Annotated in this window: 16 protein-coding genes; 7 read left to right on the top strand and 9 right to left on the bottom strand. The window is 40.3% G+C overall.

The features are described 5' to 3' along the window. A partial coding sequence (locus tag ACE1B6_RS08585; RefSeq protein ID WP_413256840.1) for a zinc ribbon domain-containing protein occupies positions 1 to 258 on the top strand: 258 nt, incomplete at its 5' end. A 107-nt stretch (positions 259 to 365) separates the two neighbouring features. On the opposite strand, the gene ACE1B6_RS08580 is transcribed toward ACE1B6_RS08585, so the two are convergent. Further along, positions 366 to 1,910: a hypothetical protein gene (locus ACE1B6_RS08580; RefSeq protein ID WP_413256839.1), complete on the bottom strand. Its 1,545-nt coding sequence runs from the start codon at positions 1,908 to 1,910 to the stop codon at positions 366 to 368. 164 nt (positions 1,911 to 2,074) lie between these two features. On the opposite strand from ACE1B6_RS08580, the gene ACE1B6_RS08575 reads away from it, so the two are divergent. Beyond that, positions 2,075 to 5,395, top strand: a complete 3,321-nt coding sequence (locus tag ACE1B6_RS08575) for an alpha-mannosidase (protein ID WP_413256838.1) — start codon at positions 2,075 to 2,077, stop codon at positions 5,393 to 5,395. Between the two features lie 127 nt (positions 5,396 to 5,522). On the opposite strand, the gene ACE1B6_RS08570 is transcribed toward ACE1B6_RS08575, so the two are convergent. Together ACE1B6_RS08570 and ACE1B6_RS08565 are read right to left on the bottom strand one after the other, a co-directional pair. Then, positions 5,523 to 6,104 carry a GNAT family N-acetyltransferase gene (locus ACE1B6_RS08570; protein WP_413256837.1) on the bottom strand — a complete coding sequence of 194 codons (582 nt, stop codon included), beginning with the start codon at positions 6,102 to 6,104 and terminating at the stop codon, positions 5,523 to 5,525. A 31-nt stretch (positions 6,105 to 6,135) separates the two neighbouring features. Beyond that, the gene (locus ACE1B6_RS08565) at positions 6,136 to 7,497 is read right to left on the bottom strand and encodes a UDP-N-acetylmuramoyl-tripeptide--D-alanyl-D-alanine ligase (protein WP_413256836.1); all 1,362 of its coding nucleotides are present in this window, start codon (positions 7,495 to 7,497) and stop codon (positions 6,136 to 6,138) included. Positions 7,498 to 8,086: 589 nt separating this feature from the next. Here ACE1B6_RS08565 and ACE1B6_RS08560 point away from each other — a divergent pair. After that, positions 8,087 to 9,424, top strand: coding sequence for a hypothetical protein (locus ACE1B6_RS08560; protein ID WP_413256835.1), 1,338 nt, complete (start codon positions 8,087 to 8,089; stop codon positions 9,422 to 9,424). 179 nt (positions 9,425 to 9,603) lie between these two features. Beyond that, a complete protein-coding gene (rpsU, locus tag ACE1B6_RS08555) occupies positions 9,604 to 9,783 on the top strand; it encodes a 30S ribosomal protein S21 (RefSeq protein ID WP_073592868.1) in 180 nt (59 codons plus the stop codon). A gap of 88 nt (positions 9,784 to 9,871) precedes the next feature. Here rpsU and pth read toward each other — a convergent pair whose 3' ends face one another. The 3 genes from pth to psbH form a co-directional block, all read right to left on the bottom strand. Beyond that, positions 9,872 to 10,516, bottom strand: a complete 645-nt coding sequence (pth, locus tag ACE1B6_RS08550) for an aminoacyl-tRNA hydrolase (protein WP_413256834.1) — start codon at positions 10,514 to 10,516, stop codon at positions 9,872 to 9,874. Between the two features lie 14 nt (positions 10,517 to 10,530). Continuing rightward, positions 10,531 to 10,788 (bottom strand): TatA/E family twin arginine-targeting protein translocase, encoded by a 258-nt coding sequence (locus tag ACE1B6_RS08545; protein ID WP_413256833.1) that lies wholly within the window; start codon positions 10,786 to 10,788, stop codon positions 10,531 to 10,533. A gap of 139 nt (positions 10,789 to 10,927) precedes the next feature. Next, positions 10,928 to 11,116, bottom strand: coding sequence for a photosystem II reaction center phosphoprotein PsbH (psbH, locus tag ACE1B6_RS08540; RefSeq protein WP_413256832.1), 189 nt, complete (start codon positions 11,114 to 11,116; stop codon positions 10,928 to 10,930). Positions 11,117 to 11,264: 148 nt separating this feature from the next. Between psbH and psbN the strand changes: the two genes are divergently transcribed. Then, on the top strand, positions 11,265 to 11,396 hold the full coding sequence (gene psbN / locus ACE1B6_RS08535) for a photosystem II reaction center protein PsbN (protein ID WP_413256831.1): 132 nt from the start codon (positions 11,265 to 11,267) through the stop codon (positions 11,394 to 11,396). A gap of 361 nt (positions 11,397 to 11,757) precedes the next feature. Next, entirely contained in the window at positions 11,758 to 12,210 is a 453-nt protein-coding gene (locus ACE1B6_RS08530) for a hypothetical protein (RefSeq protein WP_413256830.1), read from the top strand. 161 nt (positions 12,211 to 12,371) lie between these two features. On the opposite strand, the gene ACE1B6_RS08525 is transcribed toward ACE1B6_RS08530, so the two are convergent. The 3 genes from ACE1B6_RS08525 to mutL form a co-directional block, all read right to left on the bottom strand. Further along, positions 12,372 to 12,764, bottom strand: coding sequence for a hypothetical protein (locus tag ACE1B6_RS08525; protein WP_413256829.1), 393 nt, complete (start codon positions 12,762 to 12,764; stop codon positions 12,372 to 12,374). A 154-nt stretch (positions 12,765 to 12,918) separates the two neighbouring features. Continuing rightward, positions 12,919 to 13,989, bottom strand: coding sequence for a pentapeptide repeat-containing protein (locus ACE1B6_RS08520; RefSeq protein WP_413256828.1), 1,071 nt, complete (start codon positions 13,987 to 13,989; stop codon positions 12,919 to 12,921). Positions 13,990 to 14,016: 27 nt separating this feature from the next. After that, positions 14,017 to 15,723: a DNA mismatch repair endonuclease MutL gene (gene mutL, locus ACE1B6_RS08515; protein ID WP_413256827.1), complete on the bottom strand. Its 1,707-nt coding sequence runs from the start codon at positions 15,721 to 15,723 to the stop codon at positions 14,017 to 14,019. A gap of 232 nt (positions 15,724 to 15,955) precedes the next feature. On the opposite strand from mutL, the gene ACE1B6_RS08510 reads away from it, so the two are divergent. After that, on the top strand, positions 15,956 to 16,977 hold a 1,022-nt coding region (locus ACE1B6_RS08510; protein ID WP_413256826.1), incomplete at its 3' end, for an RNA-guided endonuclease InsQ/TnpB family protein.

Below are 16,977 nucleotides of genomic sequence, written 5' to 3'. Positions count from 1 at the left end.
TCTCAAGAATGCTCTCATTGTGGCGCAATTGTCAAAAAGTCTTTGTCCATGAGAACTCATGTTTGTCAATGTGGATTTGTTTTGGATAGAGATTGGAACGCCGCTATCAATATCCTGAAAATAGCCTTGAGTACGGTAGGGCATACCGGAACTTGGATCATTTATCCGAACGCTTCGGGAGATTCGACCTCTACCTTAGTTGGAGAAATCCTGCTAGGGCAAGTTGGGTCTATGAACGAAGAATCCTCGCGCCTTTAGGTCGAGGAGTGTCAACAGATTTCTTTCTTGATTAATCCTGGTTAACTTTTCAGTTAATAAACTTTCCCCAGTCCCCAGTCCCCAGTCCCCAATCCCCAGTCCCCAATTTATCTAAATAATTGTTGAATTTCTTGCCAAATTGTTAGTAATAGTTCTTCAATGAAAAACATTGTTCGATCGACTATTTCTAGAACTTGCTCTAAAGGATGTTTAATATAACCTGTGGAAGTTGCTTGAATTTCGATCGCATCTGTAGTATGATTATAATCAGAATCCGATTGTTTCTCTGGTTTATTTTTAGTAGTTACTAAAGTCTTTTCAGTAGTAACGACACTAAATACAGTTGTTTCAAGTAACCTATTAGTAACGGCTTTTTCCTGAGTAATTACTCCTGAACTTGGTGTCGATCGAACCTTTAATTTCTGGGGTGTAGTTACAGGGGGTAAAGGTTCGGGAAATAAATCTTCTTCCGTTAACCAAAAATCCGGATCGGCGAGTTCTAAATTATCATTATTAGAATTAATAGCCGGAGTTTCTTCAGGAATTAATTCCACTGTTGCTCTAGCGCCGAAAAAGTAGTCAACGGCGGCTTTAATTAAAAGTTTAATTTTTAATTTTACATCAACCGGAGATTCGCTAGATTCCAGGTTTAATTCTTGCATCCGAGCATTTACTAATTGGCGAAACTCTTGGGAATGATGCGCTAAATAACTGGGGACATTAGTGGCGACAGCTAAACTACCTGTTTCGATCGTGGCGATCGCTCGATCGACTTTTGTCAACAAAGATGTATCATTAACTTCGGGTACACTTGCTGATTCCAGATTAAGTTGATTTTGAATTCGCAAACTTAACTCTTGCTGACGTTCTTTTAACTCTTGAGTTTTCTGCTTTAACCGCTGAGTTCTGTATTCTAACTCCCGATTTTTTACCTCTTGATGCAGTTGCAGACTCTCTTCTTCAAACAGATTAATTACACCAGCAACCTTTCCCCTTTGCATCCAAGCCATAAATTTTTGCCAGAGGCGGATTGGCGGTAAAGCATTTTCGCTGCTAGCGGGCGGGGGTAAATACCTGGCGGGAAGCGAAGTTTCTTTAACTAAACGTTGATGATGCAAATATTCAGCTAATTCTAATCTAATTTGTTTTTCCAGCTGATGTTGCTGATGTTGATTGAGAATATCTAAAATTTGATTTTGTTTATCGATCAATACTAAATGACGATTTTCCGGTAAGGTAGCTATTCCCTGAATTTCCCGATGAGTAGGGCGGGGATTTGCAACAGTTAAAACCTCGCTTTTTTCCAACTCAGCATTAGACAAAGGTTCTGGTAAATTAGCAGCAGAAAGATTAGTAGGTAAAGCGAAAGTTTCGACTGTCTCTAATACTTTTTGAATTGGTGTATCGGCGGGGAGAGGTTGTAAATCTGGTTGAGGTTGAGTTAAGCCTTGGAAAAATTGTTGTAATTGTTTGCCAGCTAATCGAGCAGATTGAAATACAAGGTAAACTGGATAAACGAGAATTTGCACTCCCCAGACTGTTGCAACAGCTACCTGTCTAGTAGCAAGTTCCCCCCGATCTACCCAACGGCGGGTTTGTCGTGATACAAAATTGAATAATCTACTACGATAACGACCAGCAGAAGATGGCATAGTATGATTACAGGAATTGAGGGACGATCGACTCTAAAGCAGAGGTTACACTATTTTACCGATCCTCTTTTTACTTTAAAGTATACAGGCTGCGGACAACAATATCGCTAATTTTTTGATTTTACCGCAAATTTTAAGTTAATTCTTAAGCAAAGGTGATTGGGATGAACGAAGATAACATGGATAAACAGCAAACTAATTTTGCCAACATTTCGGATACCCAATCTCAAAGCGAACAAATCTCAGCAGCAATAGAAAAGTTACGCCAACTCTCTCAGTTAGATATTATATCGAACTGGCACTATTCACCGATCGATATTAATTTATCAGATTTAGAAACTTCTGGCTTTTGGGAAAACTCGCCCACCGTCCAATTAAATAACAAAGGTCATGTAATTTGGGAAGCGGGAAACAAGGTTTTGTGGCTGGCACAAAAATTGATAGTTCCTGAAACTTTAACTGGATATCCTTTAACAGGTTTATCGTTACGTTTAGCTTTAACTTGGTGGGCGGAAGATGCCCAAATTTTTATTAATAATCAGTTGGTGCAATCGGGGGATTTATTAGATTACTTTACCAGGGTTTTGCTGCGTAATTCAGTAACTCCGGGCGAGGAAATTATTATGGCTTTGCGGTTAGTTAGTCCGGGACATGACCGGGGAGCATTAATGCGTGCTTGCTGTATTTATGAATCTGAGGAATCGGAAAATTTAGAACCAAGTTTTATCGCTGATGAGTTAGCGGTAATTCTCAAACATTGCGAAACCTTCGCCAGGGATAAGTTAAATATTCTCGCAACTGCGATTTCTCAGATTGATTGGCACGCTTTACCAAATAAAGAAAAGTTTGACGCTTCTTTGGCGGTTTTACGAGAAACTTTAAAATCCCAAATCCCGACTCGTCAAACTAAAATTTCCCTGTTAGGTCATGCTCATTTAGATATGGCGTGGCTATGGCCTGTAAGTGAAACTTGGTTAGCGGCGCAACGAACTTTCACTTCAGTTCTAAATTTACAAAAGGATTTTCCTGATTTAATTTTCTGCCACACTTCGCCAGCTTTGTACGCTTGGATAGAAACCCATCGTCCCGATTTATTTGCAGATATTAAAAGATTGGTGGAAGCTGGGGTTTGGGAAGTAATGGGGGGGATGTGGATTGAACCGGATTTAAATTTGATTTCCGGCGAATCAATTGTGCGACAAATCCTTTACGGTCAGCTTTATTTCCAAAAGAAGTTTCACCGATTGAGTAAAGTAGCTTGGGTTCCAGACAGTTTTGGTTTCGGCGCGACTTTACCCCAATTTCTGCAACTTGGAGGGATTGAATATTTCGTGACCCAAAAGTTGACTTGGAACGATACTACTAAATTTCCCTACGGTGTTTTTTGGTGGCAATCTCCTGATGGGACGAGAGTTTTTAGTTTGATGTCTGCTTTAATTGGCGAGGGAATTGAACCAATTAAAATGGCGAATTATGCGGTGGATTGGGAGATTAAAACCGGGGGAAAAAATGCGCTTTGGCTACCTGGGGTAGGCGATCACGGGGGAGGGCCGACTCGTGATATGTTGGAAACAGTTAGGCGGTGGCAAAAGTCGCCGTTTTTCCCGTCGTTAGAATTCACGAAATCCGAGAGTTATTTAGACAGTTTGCGGGAAGAGTTACAGCAAGAATCCCAACCAATTCCTTACTCGTCAATTCCGGTTTGGCAAGATGAGTTGTATTTGGAATTTCACCGCGGTTGCTATACAACTCACGCGGATCAAAAGCGATCGAATCGTCGCTGTGAGGGATTGTTGTACGAAGCTGAGTTGTGGGCAAGTTTGTCAACTTTAGCTACTGGCGCGGTTTATCCGAAAGCGGAATTGGAAAAGGCTTGGCAGCAGGTTTTGTTCAACCAATTTCACGATATTTTGCCGGGAACTTCCATCAACCAAGTGTTTGTCGAGGCGAATCAAACTTGGCAGGAAGTTGAGCGAGTGGGACGGGAAGTTTTGCAGAATGCTTGGGAAGCGATCGCATCTCAAATCGCCTTTCCCCCACCTCCGAAACCGGGCGCTTTACCGATCGTCGTGTTTAACTCTCTCAATTGGCACCGTTCGGAAGTCGTCACCGTGACTTTACCCGCTGGGGAAACGCGGTGGCAAGTTTGCGACTTGCAGGGAACACCCCTTCCTAGCCAGAATATTCCCGACGAAAATCAGCAAAAAAGGCTGATTTTTGGGGCAGATGATCTGCCGTCGGTGGGTTTTCGTGGCTTTTGGTTATCTCCTCTGGAAGCTGAAACGCTTGATGTTCCGTTAGAGGAACGGGAAAATCCCGAAAAAAGCCATAAGAAGAGCAATCATACTATATATATAGTAGCAAAAAATGGACTGGTTAGTTCAAAAGATAATTTAGAGGAAAAAGATTGGGTTTTAGAGAATGAATTTCTGCGGGTAGAAGTGAGTGGGGAAACGGGAAATTTGGAGAGAGTTTTCGACAAGATTAATCAGAGGGAAGTGTTGGCGGAAGCAGAGGGAAATCAATTACAAGCTTTCCCGGACAGAGGACAGTATTGGGATGCTTGGAATATCGATCCAAATTATGCTAAAAATGCTTTATTACCTGTGGAATTGCGATCGATTGAGTGGGTAGAAAAGGGAGAGATTAGACAAAGGTTAAGGGTAAGGAGAGAAATCGGGAAATCGGAGTTTGTGCAGGATTATGTGTTAGAAGTGCGATCGGCAATTTTAAAAATCAGCACGCAAGTAGATTGGCAAGAAAGACAGGTTTTAGTCAAAGCAGCATTTCCGCTAAATGTAACTGCTCAAAAGGCGACTTACGAAATAGCTTGTGGCGCAATTCAAAGAACAACGAAACCCCAAGAACCGAGAGAAGCAGCGAAATGGGAAGTTCCCGCTTTGCGTTGGGCAGATTTAAGTGAAGATGACTATGGCGTAAGTTTATTGAATGATTGTAAATATGGCTATGACAGTCAACCAAATCAACTGCGATTAACTCTTTTAAGAAGTCCGAATTGGCCCGACCCAGAAGCAGACAAAGGCAAACATGAATTTACTTATGCTCTGTTTCCCCATCAGGGAAATTGGAAAACCGCCCAAACAGTTCGCCGAGGTTACGAATTAAATATACCTTTACAAGTAATGGTGTTAAACTCACCCAAAGAAAATCCCAATCCCAGCTTACCTGGGGTTAGTCAATTCTTAGACTTAACCGGGGAAAGCTTAATTTTGATGGCGGTGAAACAGGCGGAAGGAAACTCGCAGGAATGGGTAATGCGTTGTTATGAAAGTCAGGGGGAAACAGCAGAGTTAAAATTGCAAAGTGAATTGGATTTGGAGATTGTGCGATCGGTTGACTTATTAGAAAGAGAAACTGACTCGCCAGAAAACACCTTGGCAGGAGAAACCCAGAAAATAGCCCCTTGGAAAATCGCCAGTTTTAAAACGAGAAAGGCAGAAGCAAACAAAAAAGGTAAGATCTAGAAAACCAATCAAAAATCTGACTCTTCATCTGCGTTAAAAAAAAGACTGAATATTCCCAGCAAAAATCCCAGTAAACCATCTGCATTCATCTGCGTTAAAAAAAGAACAAACATCCCCACCCAAAAAATCACTCAACTCTTTTTGCCATATAAATATCAGGTTTCCCCCACCCATTAGCATCTGGCATCACGCCGACAATAACAAAACCCATTTTTTGATAAAATTCGTAGGGATGACCGCGCAAATTTTTAATCTCAGCGATATGTTCAAATAAATTAGGATAAAGGTCAATATTTGCCAGAGAAGTCATGCCATCTTCGTCATCGGTGCCCACCCAAAGAGTAATGCCACCTCGCTGTTTAACTTCTGTTTCCAAATCAGTTACTAAAGCTTTACCAATTCCTTGTTTTTGTCGATTCGATCGCACGACCAAAGGATGCAATTCCCAAACATTTCCCTCGTACTGACTTATCCCCCCAATCCAACCTAAAACCTGATGATTTTCATCGATCGCAATCCGACTAATTCTATCTGCGCCCAAAGATAAGTTTACCTCTGCCAAAGCAGCTGTAAAACTAGGCCAAGCATTCGCCCAATGAAGCTTAAATTCTTCAAACAATAAACTTGCTGTTTGGGTAACAGCGTCTTGGTCTTCAGCAACTAAATTAATAATTCGCCAATTAGACATTTGTGATGAGTCATTCGTCATTTGTAATTATCCGCTGACGAATGACCAATAACTACTTAACTAACTGACAAAACTGATTTACAACTTTGTCTAAAGCTACCGAATGAGAAGCTTTAAATAAAATCCGATCGCCCGGTTGCACCAATTCCTTTAATCGCTGAACAATTGCTTGACGATCGGTAAAACATTCCGCCGAAATCCCCACCGCCCCACGAGCAATTTCTGCTGTTTCTGGTTCATCAACTAAAACCAACAAATTATCTAACTTTAATTGCTTGACTTTTTCGCCAACTTGAAAATGTAATTGTGCCGATCGATCTCCCAATTCCTTCATCGTTCCCAAAACCGCAATATGCCTTTTCCCCGGTGTTTGAGCTAACAAATGTAACGCCGCCACCATTGATTCTAAACCTGCGTTGTAAGTCTCATCTAAAATCACCAAATCATTAGGCAAATCGTAACGTTTCGCCCTACCTTCCGGTAATTGCACCGTTAAACCTTGACTAAATTGAGTCAAATCAATTCCCAAAACCTTCGCCACTGCCAAAGCAGCTAAATAATTTTGAGCATTGTGACGACCTGGTAAAGGCAAAGGTAAACTTACGCCTTCTATGCTTATAGTTTGGGAGTCAACTAACTTACCCTGAAAATCTCCATTTTCCAAACCGTAAGTTAGAGTTTTTCCCTGCCAAACTTGCCTTGCCGTCGCCATTAACAACTGATTATCTGCATTCAAAATTGCCATACTATCTTGAGGCATTTCTGCTAATAATTCACATTTAGCTTGAGCAATAGCTTCCTCCGAACCCAACCGTCCAATATGTGCTGTTCCCACGTTAGTAATTACGCCAATATTAGGACGTGATATTTGTGACAATAAAGCAATTTCTCCTCTCCCGCGCATCGCCATTTCAACCACAGCAAAATCATCTTCTAAACTAATTTCTAATAAAGTTTTTGGTACGCCAATTTCGTTATTATAATTTGCTTGAGTCTTCCTTACTTTCCCTTGAGTTCCTAATACTGAAGCAATTAATTCCTTCGTGGTAGTTTTACCGAAAGAGCCTGTAACAGCGATTACCGGAATTGTCAGTTGATTGCGCCACCAATGAGCGATCGTCTGATAAGCTTGTAACGTATTTTTAACAACTAATTGTGCTATTCCCTCTCCCAACTCAGTACCGAAATCTTTCTCCGTCACCACTACAACAGTACCCTTTGCTACAGCAGCTTGCACAAACTCGTGTCCATCAAAATTACTTCCCCGCAAAGCGACAAACAGCGCCCCAGGCTTTATACTACGGGTATCTGTAGAAACGTCATTGATTAAGTAATTATTCTTTAAACCAGCGAAGTTGATTGGTGTAGCAGCTAAAACTTCAGATAATTGAGATAAACTAATGGAAAAGGGCATAGTCAGAAATTAAACCTCAGTAAAAATTGAGTCACAGCCCGTAACTTAACAGAATCTTTAAATAAAATCTAGCTTTTTTCTTAATCTCTTTATCAAAAATACTAGGTGATAGACTATTAATTATGTCATCTTAGTAATGAAATTACTTTTATAGTTGTAAAAAACACAGGGGGTAACGACCCCTTGACAGTCTCCGCTTTACTTGGAAACCTTTTAAAGGTGGTGATTTTATCAATTGGTTTTTGGGTAAGTCACAACTAAGGAGTACAGAACACCTAGCCTGAGTTAAAGTGATGTATGTCACTGGTACTATATCTATAGTTTGGCTAGGATGAAAACGCTATACGAAAACATGAAAACCAATCAAGGGAACATAACTCTCAAAGCAATGACAGCTAGCATCTACTTTCAGCCTAAGTGTGCTGAAAATTCACACTCAAGAAAAATTATGCAAATAAATTTAACTCCGAAAATTAGGAGATGACAATCAACAAAGTTATTGTTCGCAAAATACTTTTTTTCACATCCTCTTCAGGATAGATTGACACTCCGCTAGAGAGTCATAAGTAATAGTCAGGTTAGAACAACTGTGGTTGTTAAGAAAGATATGCGCCCTGGTAAAAGAAAGGGAAGAAAAGTGACTAACTGGAATGAGCCTTACACACGCCAGTCATCTCCGGCGGAACAAAAACTGTATCAACACTGGCTGAAATTAGTACAAGTGGAACCGCCGAGTACCCTCATTGAACGCTTTAAATTACTGTTCATTGAAGGGGAAAAATACCCCGATCGAGAAATCACGCAAGCATTGGACGAAATTATTACCTCAAAATATGCTGAGGCGCAATTTAAATTTGTCCTTAACCGTTGCTGTCATATTTTAATCAACCGTTGGCAAATTCATCCGCAACAGCGATCGACAATTCCCCAATTAATCGCTTGCTTTGAAATTCAACCTAATTACCCTAACCATTCTTTCCGTTCCAAATCAGTCAGACGCTTGCGGGAACTAACGAAAAGCTTTTGCCAGACTGAACAATACACAACCTTACAAAGGTTATCCCAAGCAGTCAGTAAAAAAGTAGCCGCCAAAAGCGAAATAAAAACCACGCCTTTAGTCAAATTAATTAATCGCTACCCTTACTTATATGAGCATTGCTTACTAAGCGAAGATAGCACTTATGAAGACCAACAAGCGATCGTCAGAATGCGAAGCGAAGCCCAAAAACGTTATGAAATTGAATTGTCTCAATACATAACACACCAAGTAAGGCAAACTCAAATAGCACGTCTGAAACCAGAACAGCATCCCAAACAAATGATTCGGGCAATTAACAACCCCACCTTGCTGAACGATCGAGAACTGTTTTTTGCCGTCAAACAGTATGTTGGTAAAGTCGAAGGTTCCTATACCTATCGTGACCTAGCACATAGTTTCATCACGCATACTAGCAAAACTCGTTCTTATAAAGACTTTAAAAATGAACTCTATACTTATCTGACATCTTCCATCGATCCGGGTTATGGGAAACGTCAGTTTAATCAGCAGCTATATACCTACCTGCAAAATACCTTACCACACAATGATTCCCAACCAGTCAGTGAATTTTTAATCATTAGAACCTGTAGCAACCTCTTAAACTTTTTGGTAGTTAACAACCACAAACAAGCCCAACATTTTATCTTCATAGATTTAGTAGCCAACTTGGGTACTACCTCAACCGTAGGTTTACTACTAAAACTAGTGCTAATTTGCCGCAAAGTTAAACCTTACTTAGAAAAGCGGTTTTCAATTTTATTTAATCACTATGAATCAAATGTTGGAGATGCAGTAATGTGGTTAATTCAATGTCTAGAAAACCTAAATATTGCCTTGAGCATCCACTTTGGGGCAGTAGACCTCTCTTACCTAAGCCGACAGAGATAAGCTTGCTGTAGAACCCGATCTCCTTCATAAATAAGGATTTCATGTTAAAGTACTAGTCGTGAATCAAGTTCGGTTGAAGACTTTGTTCTTGGTTGCAGAATTATTCAATTGATGGCAAGCAGCCAAATCGATCGCACTAAAATAATACCTACTCAGTCGGAAATAATGGAGAAGCAAAAATGACCCAAGTGCTTTTAGGTGAAAATGAAGGATTGGAATCCGCATTACGTCGATTTAAACGTCAAGTTTCTAGAGCCGGGATTTTAGCTGATGTCAAAAATCATCGTCATTTTGAAACACCCCTAGAAAAACGCAAACGCAAAGCAGTCGCAGCACGGCGGAAAAGACGGATGCGTTAATTAGAAGGCAGAGAGCAGAAGGCAGAAGGTAGAAGCAAAAAGCAGAAGGTAAATTCTCCCCATCTCCCCTGCTCCCTTGCTCCCTTGCTCAACTACTGCGGGAAGTTTCCGCTACAACTTGGCGGTTATTGTAAAGACTCATTGCCTTTTCTACACCCTGTCGTAAACTCAGTTCTACTGCATCAGTCACCAGTTGAATAACTTCCGACATTAGCTGAGTTTCGCCACTGGAAAAACGTCCTAAAACATGAGAAATTGAATCTTTGTCTTCTATAGCAGTTGGTGGTTTACCAATACCGACACGCAACCGAGGGAATTTATCCGTATTTAAGTGAGCGATCGTTGATTTCATCCCATTATGACCACCAGCCGAACCAGACAATCGCAAGCGAATTTTCCCCAAAGGTAAATCCATATCATCATAAATCACCAACACTGAATCTGGAGACAGCTTGTACCAATCCGTTACCGATCGAATAGACTGTCCAGAAAGATTCATATAAGTTAACGGCTTCAGCAAGCGGATTTTTCCCGTCGCCACAGCCAAACCCTCACCAAACAACCCCTGAAACTTCCGATTTTCTGACAAACTAATTTGCCAACGCCGCGCCAAGGCATCCACCACCATAAAGCCAATATTATGGCGAGTTTGCTCATACTTAGAACCCGGATTTCCCAAACCAACAATTAATTGCGGAATCACTAACGCAGGTGAATCAGCTGCCGAACTCATAATTATAAAATACCTTAACTCTTTTGCGTCGTTTCCGAATTAACCTGAGCCACTTCCTCAGACTTAGCTGGTGTAGCTGACTTCATCGAAGCCTCTAACTGTTGAGCTTCTCGTTGAAACTCAGTTTCAAATTCCTTAGAAGCTTCTTGAAAACCCCGAATCGCTTTACCCAAACTTCGACCAATTTCTGGTAACTTTTTCGGCCCAAAAACTAATAACGCCACTACCAGAATCACTGCCATTTCCGGCAGTCCAACTCCAAATATATTCAAAGCCTTACCCTCTTAACTGCCTCAAATTAATTTATAGCACTTTGTTTTATTCCCTGCCGTCAACAAAAAAACCCGGTCAAGCCGGGAAAGCTGAAAATTTATCTCACTTAGAATTGCAGGAAATTACCTACCTAAAGCTTCACCAATTTACCTTGAAGCTTTCGAGAATCAGCGATGAGTTGTAAATTTGCAGAATAATCAACAGGAAAACGAAAAACAGTCCCATAAAAACTGCCATTACGGGAGTCGTTCCCCAACCGGGAGCAACCTTACCATACTCTGAGTTTAAGGGTCTAAGTACATCTCCCAACCAAGTTCTTTGTGCCATGTGTCACCTAGTATGAATCTAAAATACTTATACTGTGGCAAAAAAAACGACAACTTTAGCCCACCGCCTAGACTATGAGCTAATTTGGCGCTTTCGTTAATGTTCTGTAATATTATAAAGGAATCGTACTCATAATTTATTTTTAGATATGGAACCCGCAATAGTTCTTAGCATTTCCATTGGTGTAGTGATTGTTGTCATTACCGCTTTGTCTATCTATACAGCTTTTGGGCCTCCGGCAAAGCAACTGAGCGATCCCTTTGAAGATCACGAAGATTAACCCTCTGGGTTTAACCTTCGCTGAGGCTAAACCCGTAAAATTCAAAAATTAAGCTTAATGGGCTGCTTTGTCAAGATACTGACGAAGCATTTTCACTTGCAACTAAAAAGCAAAGAGCTAGAATTATCATTTTCATCGATCGATAGTTTTATTGCTAAGTAGTAATTGAAAATGGAAAATTATGAGTTTTTAATTAAGATTATTTTATAACTATGATTAAATAATAAACTTTTATTACAAAGAATCAATATAGCAGGTAAAGATCTAGTGAAAACACAGAGTTTAGGGTAGAATTCTCTCGTTCGGCTGAAATACTGAATTAGCCCTTCAGGAATTAGCCACAAACAAGGAGACAGAATTCATGGAAACGCTTGCATATTTACATTGTGCTTCCACTTGTGAGGAGATTGCTCCCGTCGAGCCGATGTTTGGAGAAGATGATGCCTATTTGTTTGATGGTGTCATCAATGTTAAAAAACTCTCCAGCTTAGCTTTGTTGGGACTTCTGCCTCTATCTGTTGCTTTTAGCGTTATGGCTAGCCCCGAAGCTGCTCAAGCTGGCAGCTGCTATCGCGGTGGATATAGCTATTGTGGTGGACACCATCGTCCTCGCTACCGGGTGTACAAGAAGGTAGTATACAAGAAGGTGGTATACAAGAAAGTTGTGTACTACTACAAGAAACGTTACAGAAAGCACTACCGTTGCTATCGTCCTAGAGTACGTTGCAAAGTAGTTTGCTACAAAGTTAAACCCTGCTACCGTCATCACCACCGTCATCACCACCGTCATCACTATCGTCCAGCTTGCTACTAATGTAGGTGGTTCCGTGTAGCTTGGGAAGGAAAAGTATCGCTCTCTGAGTCAGCTGGAAGTGACATAACCATCCATAGTAGAGAGCGAATTATTAAATATATAGGCGTTGCCGATCGAAAAAGTCATAGCAACGCCTTTCCCATTTTTGGGCAGGAAAAATTTTAGATCATACCTTGTCCGCGATGTCGCCGATCGTCTTCCATTGTCAATTTACCTTTTTCATCTTCACTTAAATCGTGAATTTCTTGAGCGCGTTCTGCGGTACTTTCGGCTTCTTTTTCTCTTAAATCTCCTGGTTCGTTGATGTACATTTCTGGTTCGATCGCATAGTTATTAATCAAACCTTCTTGATCGACGGTATAACCATCGCTGGTATTAATGCTACCGGGGTCTTGTGTTTCCCCCTCTTGGTGAGGAATTGTTTTGTAAGTATCGCCTTCTCGTTCTTTGCGGGCTCTTGTTTCTGCGGGAACAATATGGGGATCGTAGTTATCACTTTGAGCTCGATCGGAGGTATCCGCAGTAAAATGTGGGGTTTTATCTTGCTTTTTCATAATCTAACTTCCTCAAAATTAAACCTTTGATAATTTCACAATAGTTGATGGTTTAATTGAGAAGTAACTGTCTAGGGTGAGAAGTTGCGATCGCTTCCGAATCATCCTTTAGACCAGTAGACAATCATATCAAAAACCTTTATTTTGTATAAGCTTAATAGTGTCCCAACAAGTCTGAAACCATTCTAGCATCCTGAATATTAGTATCGCGTAAATCTGCGTCATGAAGAATCGCCCCTGCCAGATTTGCTTGATATAAATTTGCCCATCGTAAAATAGCTAAAGTTAAGTTAGCATTCTGAAGATTTGCATTTTTAAGATTAGCACCTTCTAAATTTGCACTCGTTAAATTAGAGTTACTTAAGTTCGCCCCTGATAAATTAGCATTATAAACATAAGCATTAATTAACTTAGCCCCAGTCAAATTAGCCCCAGTCAAATTAACCATATTCATCAAAGTTTTACTTAAATCTGCATTAGTGAAATTAGCCCCGCTTAAATTCGCCTGACTCAAATTAGCCCCTTGTAAATTAGTATTACTCATGTTAGTTTGAAGCAATTTAGCTCCTACCAAACTCGCCGTAACTAGAGTAGTGCCTTTAAAATTAGCATTTGATAAATTTGCATTTGTTAAAGTAGCATCACCTAAATAGGCTGCTCTGAAATCAGCATTAGTTAAATTAGCACTTTCCAATTTAGTAGCTTCTAAATCAGCATCATTAAGTTTAGCGCCTGACAAATCGGCGGCTCCTAAATTAGCATTAGTTAAGTCCGCTTCTCGCAAAACTGCATCTTTCAAAAAAGCATTCATTAAATTAGCATCTCTCAAATCAGTGCCTCTGAGTCTAGCATCCCGCATTCTCGCGCCCCGAAAATTAGCACCTCTCAACTTAGCGTTTCGCATCATTGCTCCGCGCATTTTAGCACCTTGTAAATTAGCTAATTCTAAGTTAGCACTACGAAGAACCGTACTTTGTAATTCTGCACCTTTGAGGTTAGCATTTTTCAAATTAGCTCCTTCTAACATTGCACCTGCTAAGTTAGCATTACTCAAATCTGCACCCGGGAAATTACCTCCACGCAAATCTATTTTACTTAAGTCACAATTAGGACAATTGTTAGTAGCTAATAGTTGTTTAACATGAGCAGGATTAGCAGCTTGTACGGAATTTGCGAACAAGATTGATGTTAAAGAAATTACCAAACTGAAGATGTAATGTTTCATAAATGACCAATCACCAATGACTAATAATTAAATACCATGACTTTTGCCAATTACCCAATGTCTGCGAAAAAATCTGGCTAAAGCTGATTCTTCTAATGATAAAAAAATCGGACGACCGTGGGGACAGGTGCGGGGATGACGGGTGTGCTGCCATTGGGTTAATAATGTTTGCATTTCTGGTAAAGTTAAAGGTGTACCATTGCGAATGGCGCTGCGACAAGCAACAGCAACTTGTGCTGTTTGTAAGTCTCCGCCTAAGCTTAATTCTCTTAAAGCTTCTGGACAATCTTCCCTCTGAGAAAGTAATTCTGGGGCATGACGAATTGCCCAAATTTGTTCGCCAAAAGTCTCAATTTCTAAACCAATGCGTTGTAATTGTTCCACTTGCTGGGGGGAAAGATTATTGAGAATTATGGGAGGTTCTAAAGGTACGATTTGCCAATGTTCGCAGATTTGTTCGTATAATACTCGTTCGTGGGCGATATGTTGTTCTATTAACCATAGTCCGGCAGGGTGTTCTGCTACTATATAAGTATTATTAACTTGAGCAACTGCCCGAAGTTCCATTAAATTTATTTCATCTTTTTTTGTGGTTTCTGGTTGAATAGTCCGATTAATATTATAATTAGCTTTCTCTTCAGCAACAGCGAGTAATTTTCCGACTCTTTGATTATGAACGGTTTCGGAAATAGTTTGCGGATTAAAATTTAAGGCTTGTTCGATCGCACTAGATACCTGTTTCTGCAAATAACTAATACTTTGCAAATAAACCTCGGCTTTGGTGGGGTGACGATTCCAGTCTATGCGATCGGGAGAAATTTTTAAGTGTAAGAAACAAACGGGGAAGCGATCGCGTGGTAAAGTTCGAGCCAAAGCAGTAAAAATAGTTTGTTCTATTTCTGAGGATTTAATAATTCTGCCATTAGTTGCCACTTTTACCCAATCAGCACGGCGACGGTGGCATCGATCGGGTAAGCCCAAAACTAATTCTAAATATTCAGCTTGGCTAATTTTTGGCAATTGCGAATTTTCTGGATTTACTAATAATTCAACTCTTAAATATTGCAAATCTCCTAATTTTACATCGCGGATAATTTGGGGTAAAATATCTTGAGCAGTGGTTCCGGGGCTGATAGTAAACCAGGAGCGATCGTTTTGTTCAACTTGCAAAGTAATTTGGGGATGGCAGATAGCAATTTGATGGATTATGGCTTGTAGCGATCGCATTTGTTTGGCAGGAGTTGGTAAAGCTTGACGACGCACGGGCCAATTACCGAATAAATTAGAAACAGTGACTATAGTTCCGGGGGCGATGGCGATCGCTTCTTCAATTACAGGTTCGCCCAAATTATCATATAAAATGCGCCATCCTTCTGAATTATCAACAGCCCGACTAGCAATTTCCAAATCTGATAATTGCGCCAAACTATGTAACGCTTCTCCGCGAAAACCTAAAGTAGTAATCTTCCATAAATCATCATAATCATGAATTTTACTAGTACTATGAGGAGTTGCGGCTAAACGCAAATTATCTAAATCCATTCCATAACCATTATCAGCAACTCGCACTCGCCAAAGTTCCGTCCAAACAGAAATAACAATTCTCGTTGCACCTGCATCTAAAGAATTTTCGACTAATTCTCGAACAACTGCGGCTAAAGAATCAATTACTTCGCCAGCAGCAATTAAATTTACAACTTCTTTAGGTAAGCTTTGAATAGGGGAAGATGCCATAAAATTAAGTTTAAGGGAAAATCGAACTAATTTATTGCTGAGTTAATCAGTGATAATGTTGCTGGGTAGACTATCTTACCTAAAAATGTCGGATGAATGCCCCCGTTACACCGCAGGTTAGCGGGGGATGAAATCCGACCAGCTCGCCTCAGAAGCGTAGCAACGATTTAATTCTACCAGTTGTGGGTAAAATATGTTAATCTGAAGCTAATCCAAGGTCGAGGATAAATAAATGTTAGTTGTAGAAGCCAAGCTAAAAAACGGCACTCCAGAGTCATATCAAAGGCTAGAAGAAGCTATTAGAACAGCGCAATTTGTGAGAAACAAATGCGTCAGATATTGGATGGACAATAAAGGAACTACTCGCAATGACTTGCAGAAACTTTGTGCCGTTCTAGCAAAAGACTCTACAACACCTTGGGTGAACAAATTAAATTCACAGGCACGACAATCAAGTGCAGACCGAGCATGGAATTCCATTGCTCGGTTTTATGCTAACTGTCGGGATTCATCAATTAAAAAGAAAGGTTTTCCCAAGTTTAAGAAGTTCGGTAGGTCAGTGGAATATAAAACCACAGGCTACAAGCTTTCTGATGATAAGAGACAAATAACTTTCACAGATGGATTTAAGGCAGGAACATTTGATTTGTGGTGTTCTCAAAGAACTATTGTCTACTATTGTGAACAGCAAATTAAGCGGTTAAGAGTAGTTAGACGTGCTGATGGTTATTATTGCCAATTTGTGATTGACCACGAACGGGAAGAAAAGCATGAGTTCGCTGGTTCTGTGGTGGGGATTGACTTAGGACTTCAGGAGTTTTATACCGATTCCAACGGCAACACAGTAGAAAATCCTCGCTTCCTCCGTAAAACAGAAAGACGCTTGAAAAAAGCCCAACGTCGGCTATCCAAGCGTCATAAAAGAGGTCAAAAACAGTCAGCTAACTATCACAAACAAAGGAAGAAAGTAGCTAAATTGCACCTAAAAGTTTCCAGACAACGTAAAGACAGAAGCATAAAAGATGCTCTGGCGTTAGTCCAATCTAATGATTTGGTAGTCTATGAAGCTTTGAAGGTTTCTAATTTGGTGAAGAATCACAAGTTAGCGAAAAGTATTAGCGATGTTTCTTGGTATCAATTCACGCAATGGGTGAATTATTTTGCCAAGATCCACAAGATAACCTGTATCGCTGTACCACCGCAATTCACGACTATCGATTGTTCTGTTTGTGGGGCAAAAGTTTATAAGACTTT

The organism is Floridaenema fluviatile BLCC-F154 (assembly GCF_041929135.1).
In the GTDB taxonomy this organism is placed as follows: domain Bacteria; phylum Cyanobacteriota; class Cyanobacteriia; order Cyanobacteriales; family Aerosakkonemataceae; genus Floridanema; species Floridanema fluviatile.
This window is presented reverse-complemented; position numbering and strand designations above follow the sequence as displayed.

What these genes read in the sequence shown, in the direction of transcription:
- ACE1B6_RS08580 (WP_413256839.1), bottom strand. Translation starts at nt 1,910, where the DNA reads ATGCCATCTTCTGCTGGTCGTTATCGTAGTAGATTATTCAATTTTGTA.
- ACE1B6_RS08575 (WP_413256838.1), top strand. Translation starts at nt 2,075, where the DNA reads ATGAACGAAGATAACATGGATAAACAGCAAACTAATTTTGCCAACATT.
- ACE1B6_RS08570 (WP_413256837.1), bottom strand. Translation starts at nt 6,104, where the DNA reads ATGACGAATGACTCATCACAAATGTCTAATTGGCGAATTATTAATTTA.
- ACE1B6_RS08565 (WP_413256836.1), bottom strand. Translation starts at nt 7,497, where the DNA reads ATGCCCTTTTCCATTAGTTTATCTCAATTATCTGAAGTTTTAGCTGCT.
- rpsU (WP_073592868.1), top strand. Translation starts at nt 9,604, where the DNA reads ATGACCCAAGTGCTTTTAGGTGAAAATGAAGGATTGGAATCCGCATTA.
- pth (WP_413256834.1), bottom strand. Translation starts at nt 10,516, where the DNA reads ATGAGTTCGGCAGCTGATTCACCTGCGTTAGTGATTCCGCAATTAATT.
- psbH (WP_413256832.1), bottom strand. Translation starts at nt 11,116, where the DNA reads ATGGCACAAAGAACTTGGTTGGGAGATGTACTTAGACCCTTAAACTCA.
- psbN (WP_413256831.1), top strand. Translation starts at nt 11,265, where the DNA reads ATGGAACCCGCAATAGTTCTTAGCATTTCCATTGGTGTAGTGATTGTT.
- ACE1B6_RS08530 (WP_413256830.1), top strand. Translation starts at nt 11,758, where the DNA reads ATGGAAACGCTTGCATATTTACATTGTGCTTCCACTTGTGAGGAGATT.
- ACE1B6_RS08525 (WP_413256829.1), bottom strand. Translation starts at nt 12,764, where the DNA reads ATGAAAAAGCAAGATAAAACCCCACATTTTACTGCGGATACCTCCGAT.
- ACE1B6_RS08520 (WP_413256828.1), bottom strand. Translation starts at nt 13,989, where the DNA reads ATGAAACATTACATCTTCAGTTTGGTAATTTCTTTAACATCAATCTTG.
- mutL (WP_413256827.1), bottom strand. Translation starts at nt 15,723, where the DNA reads ATGGCATCTTCCCCTATTCAAAGCTTACCTAAAGAAGTTGTAAATTTA.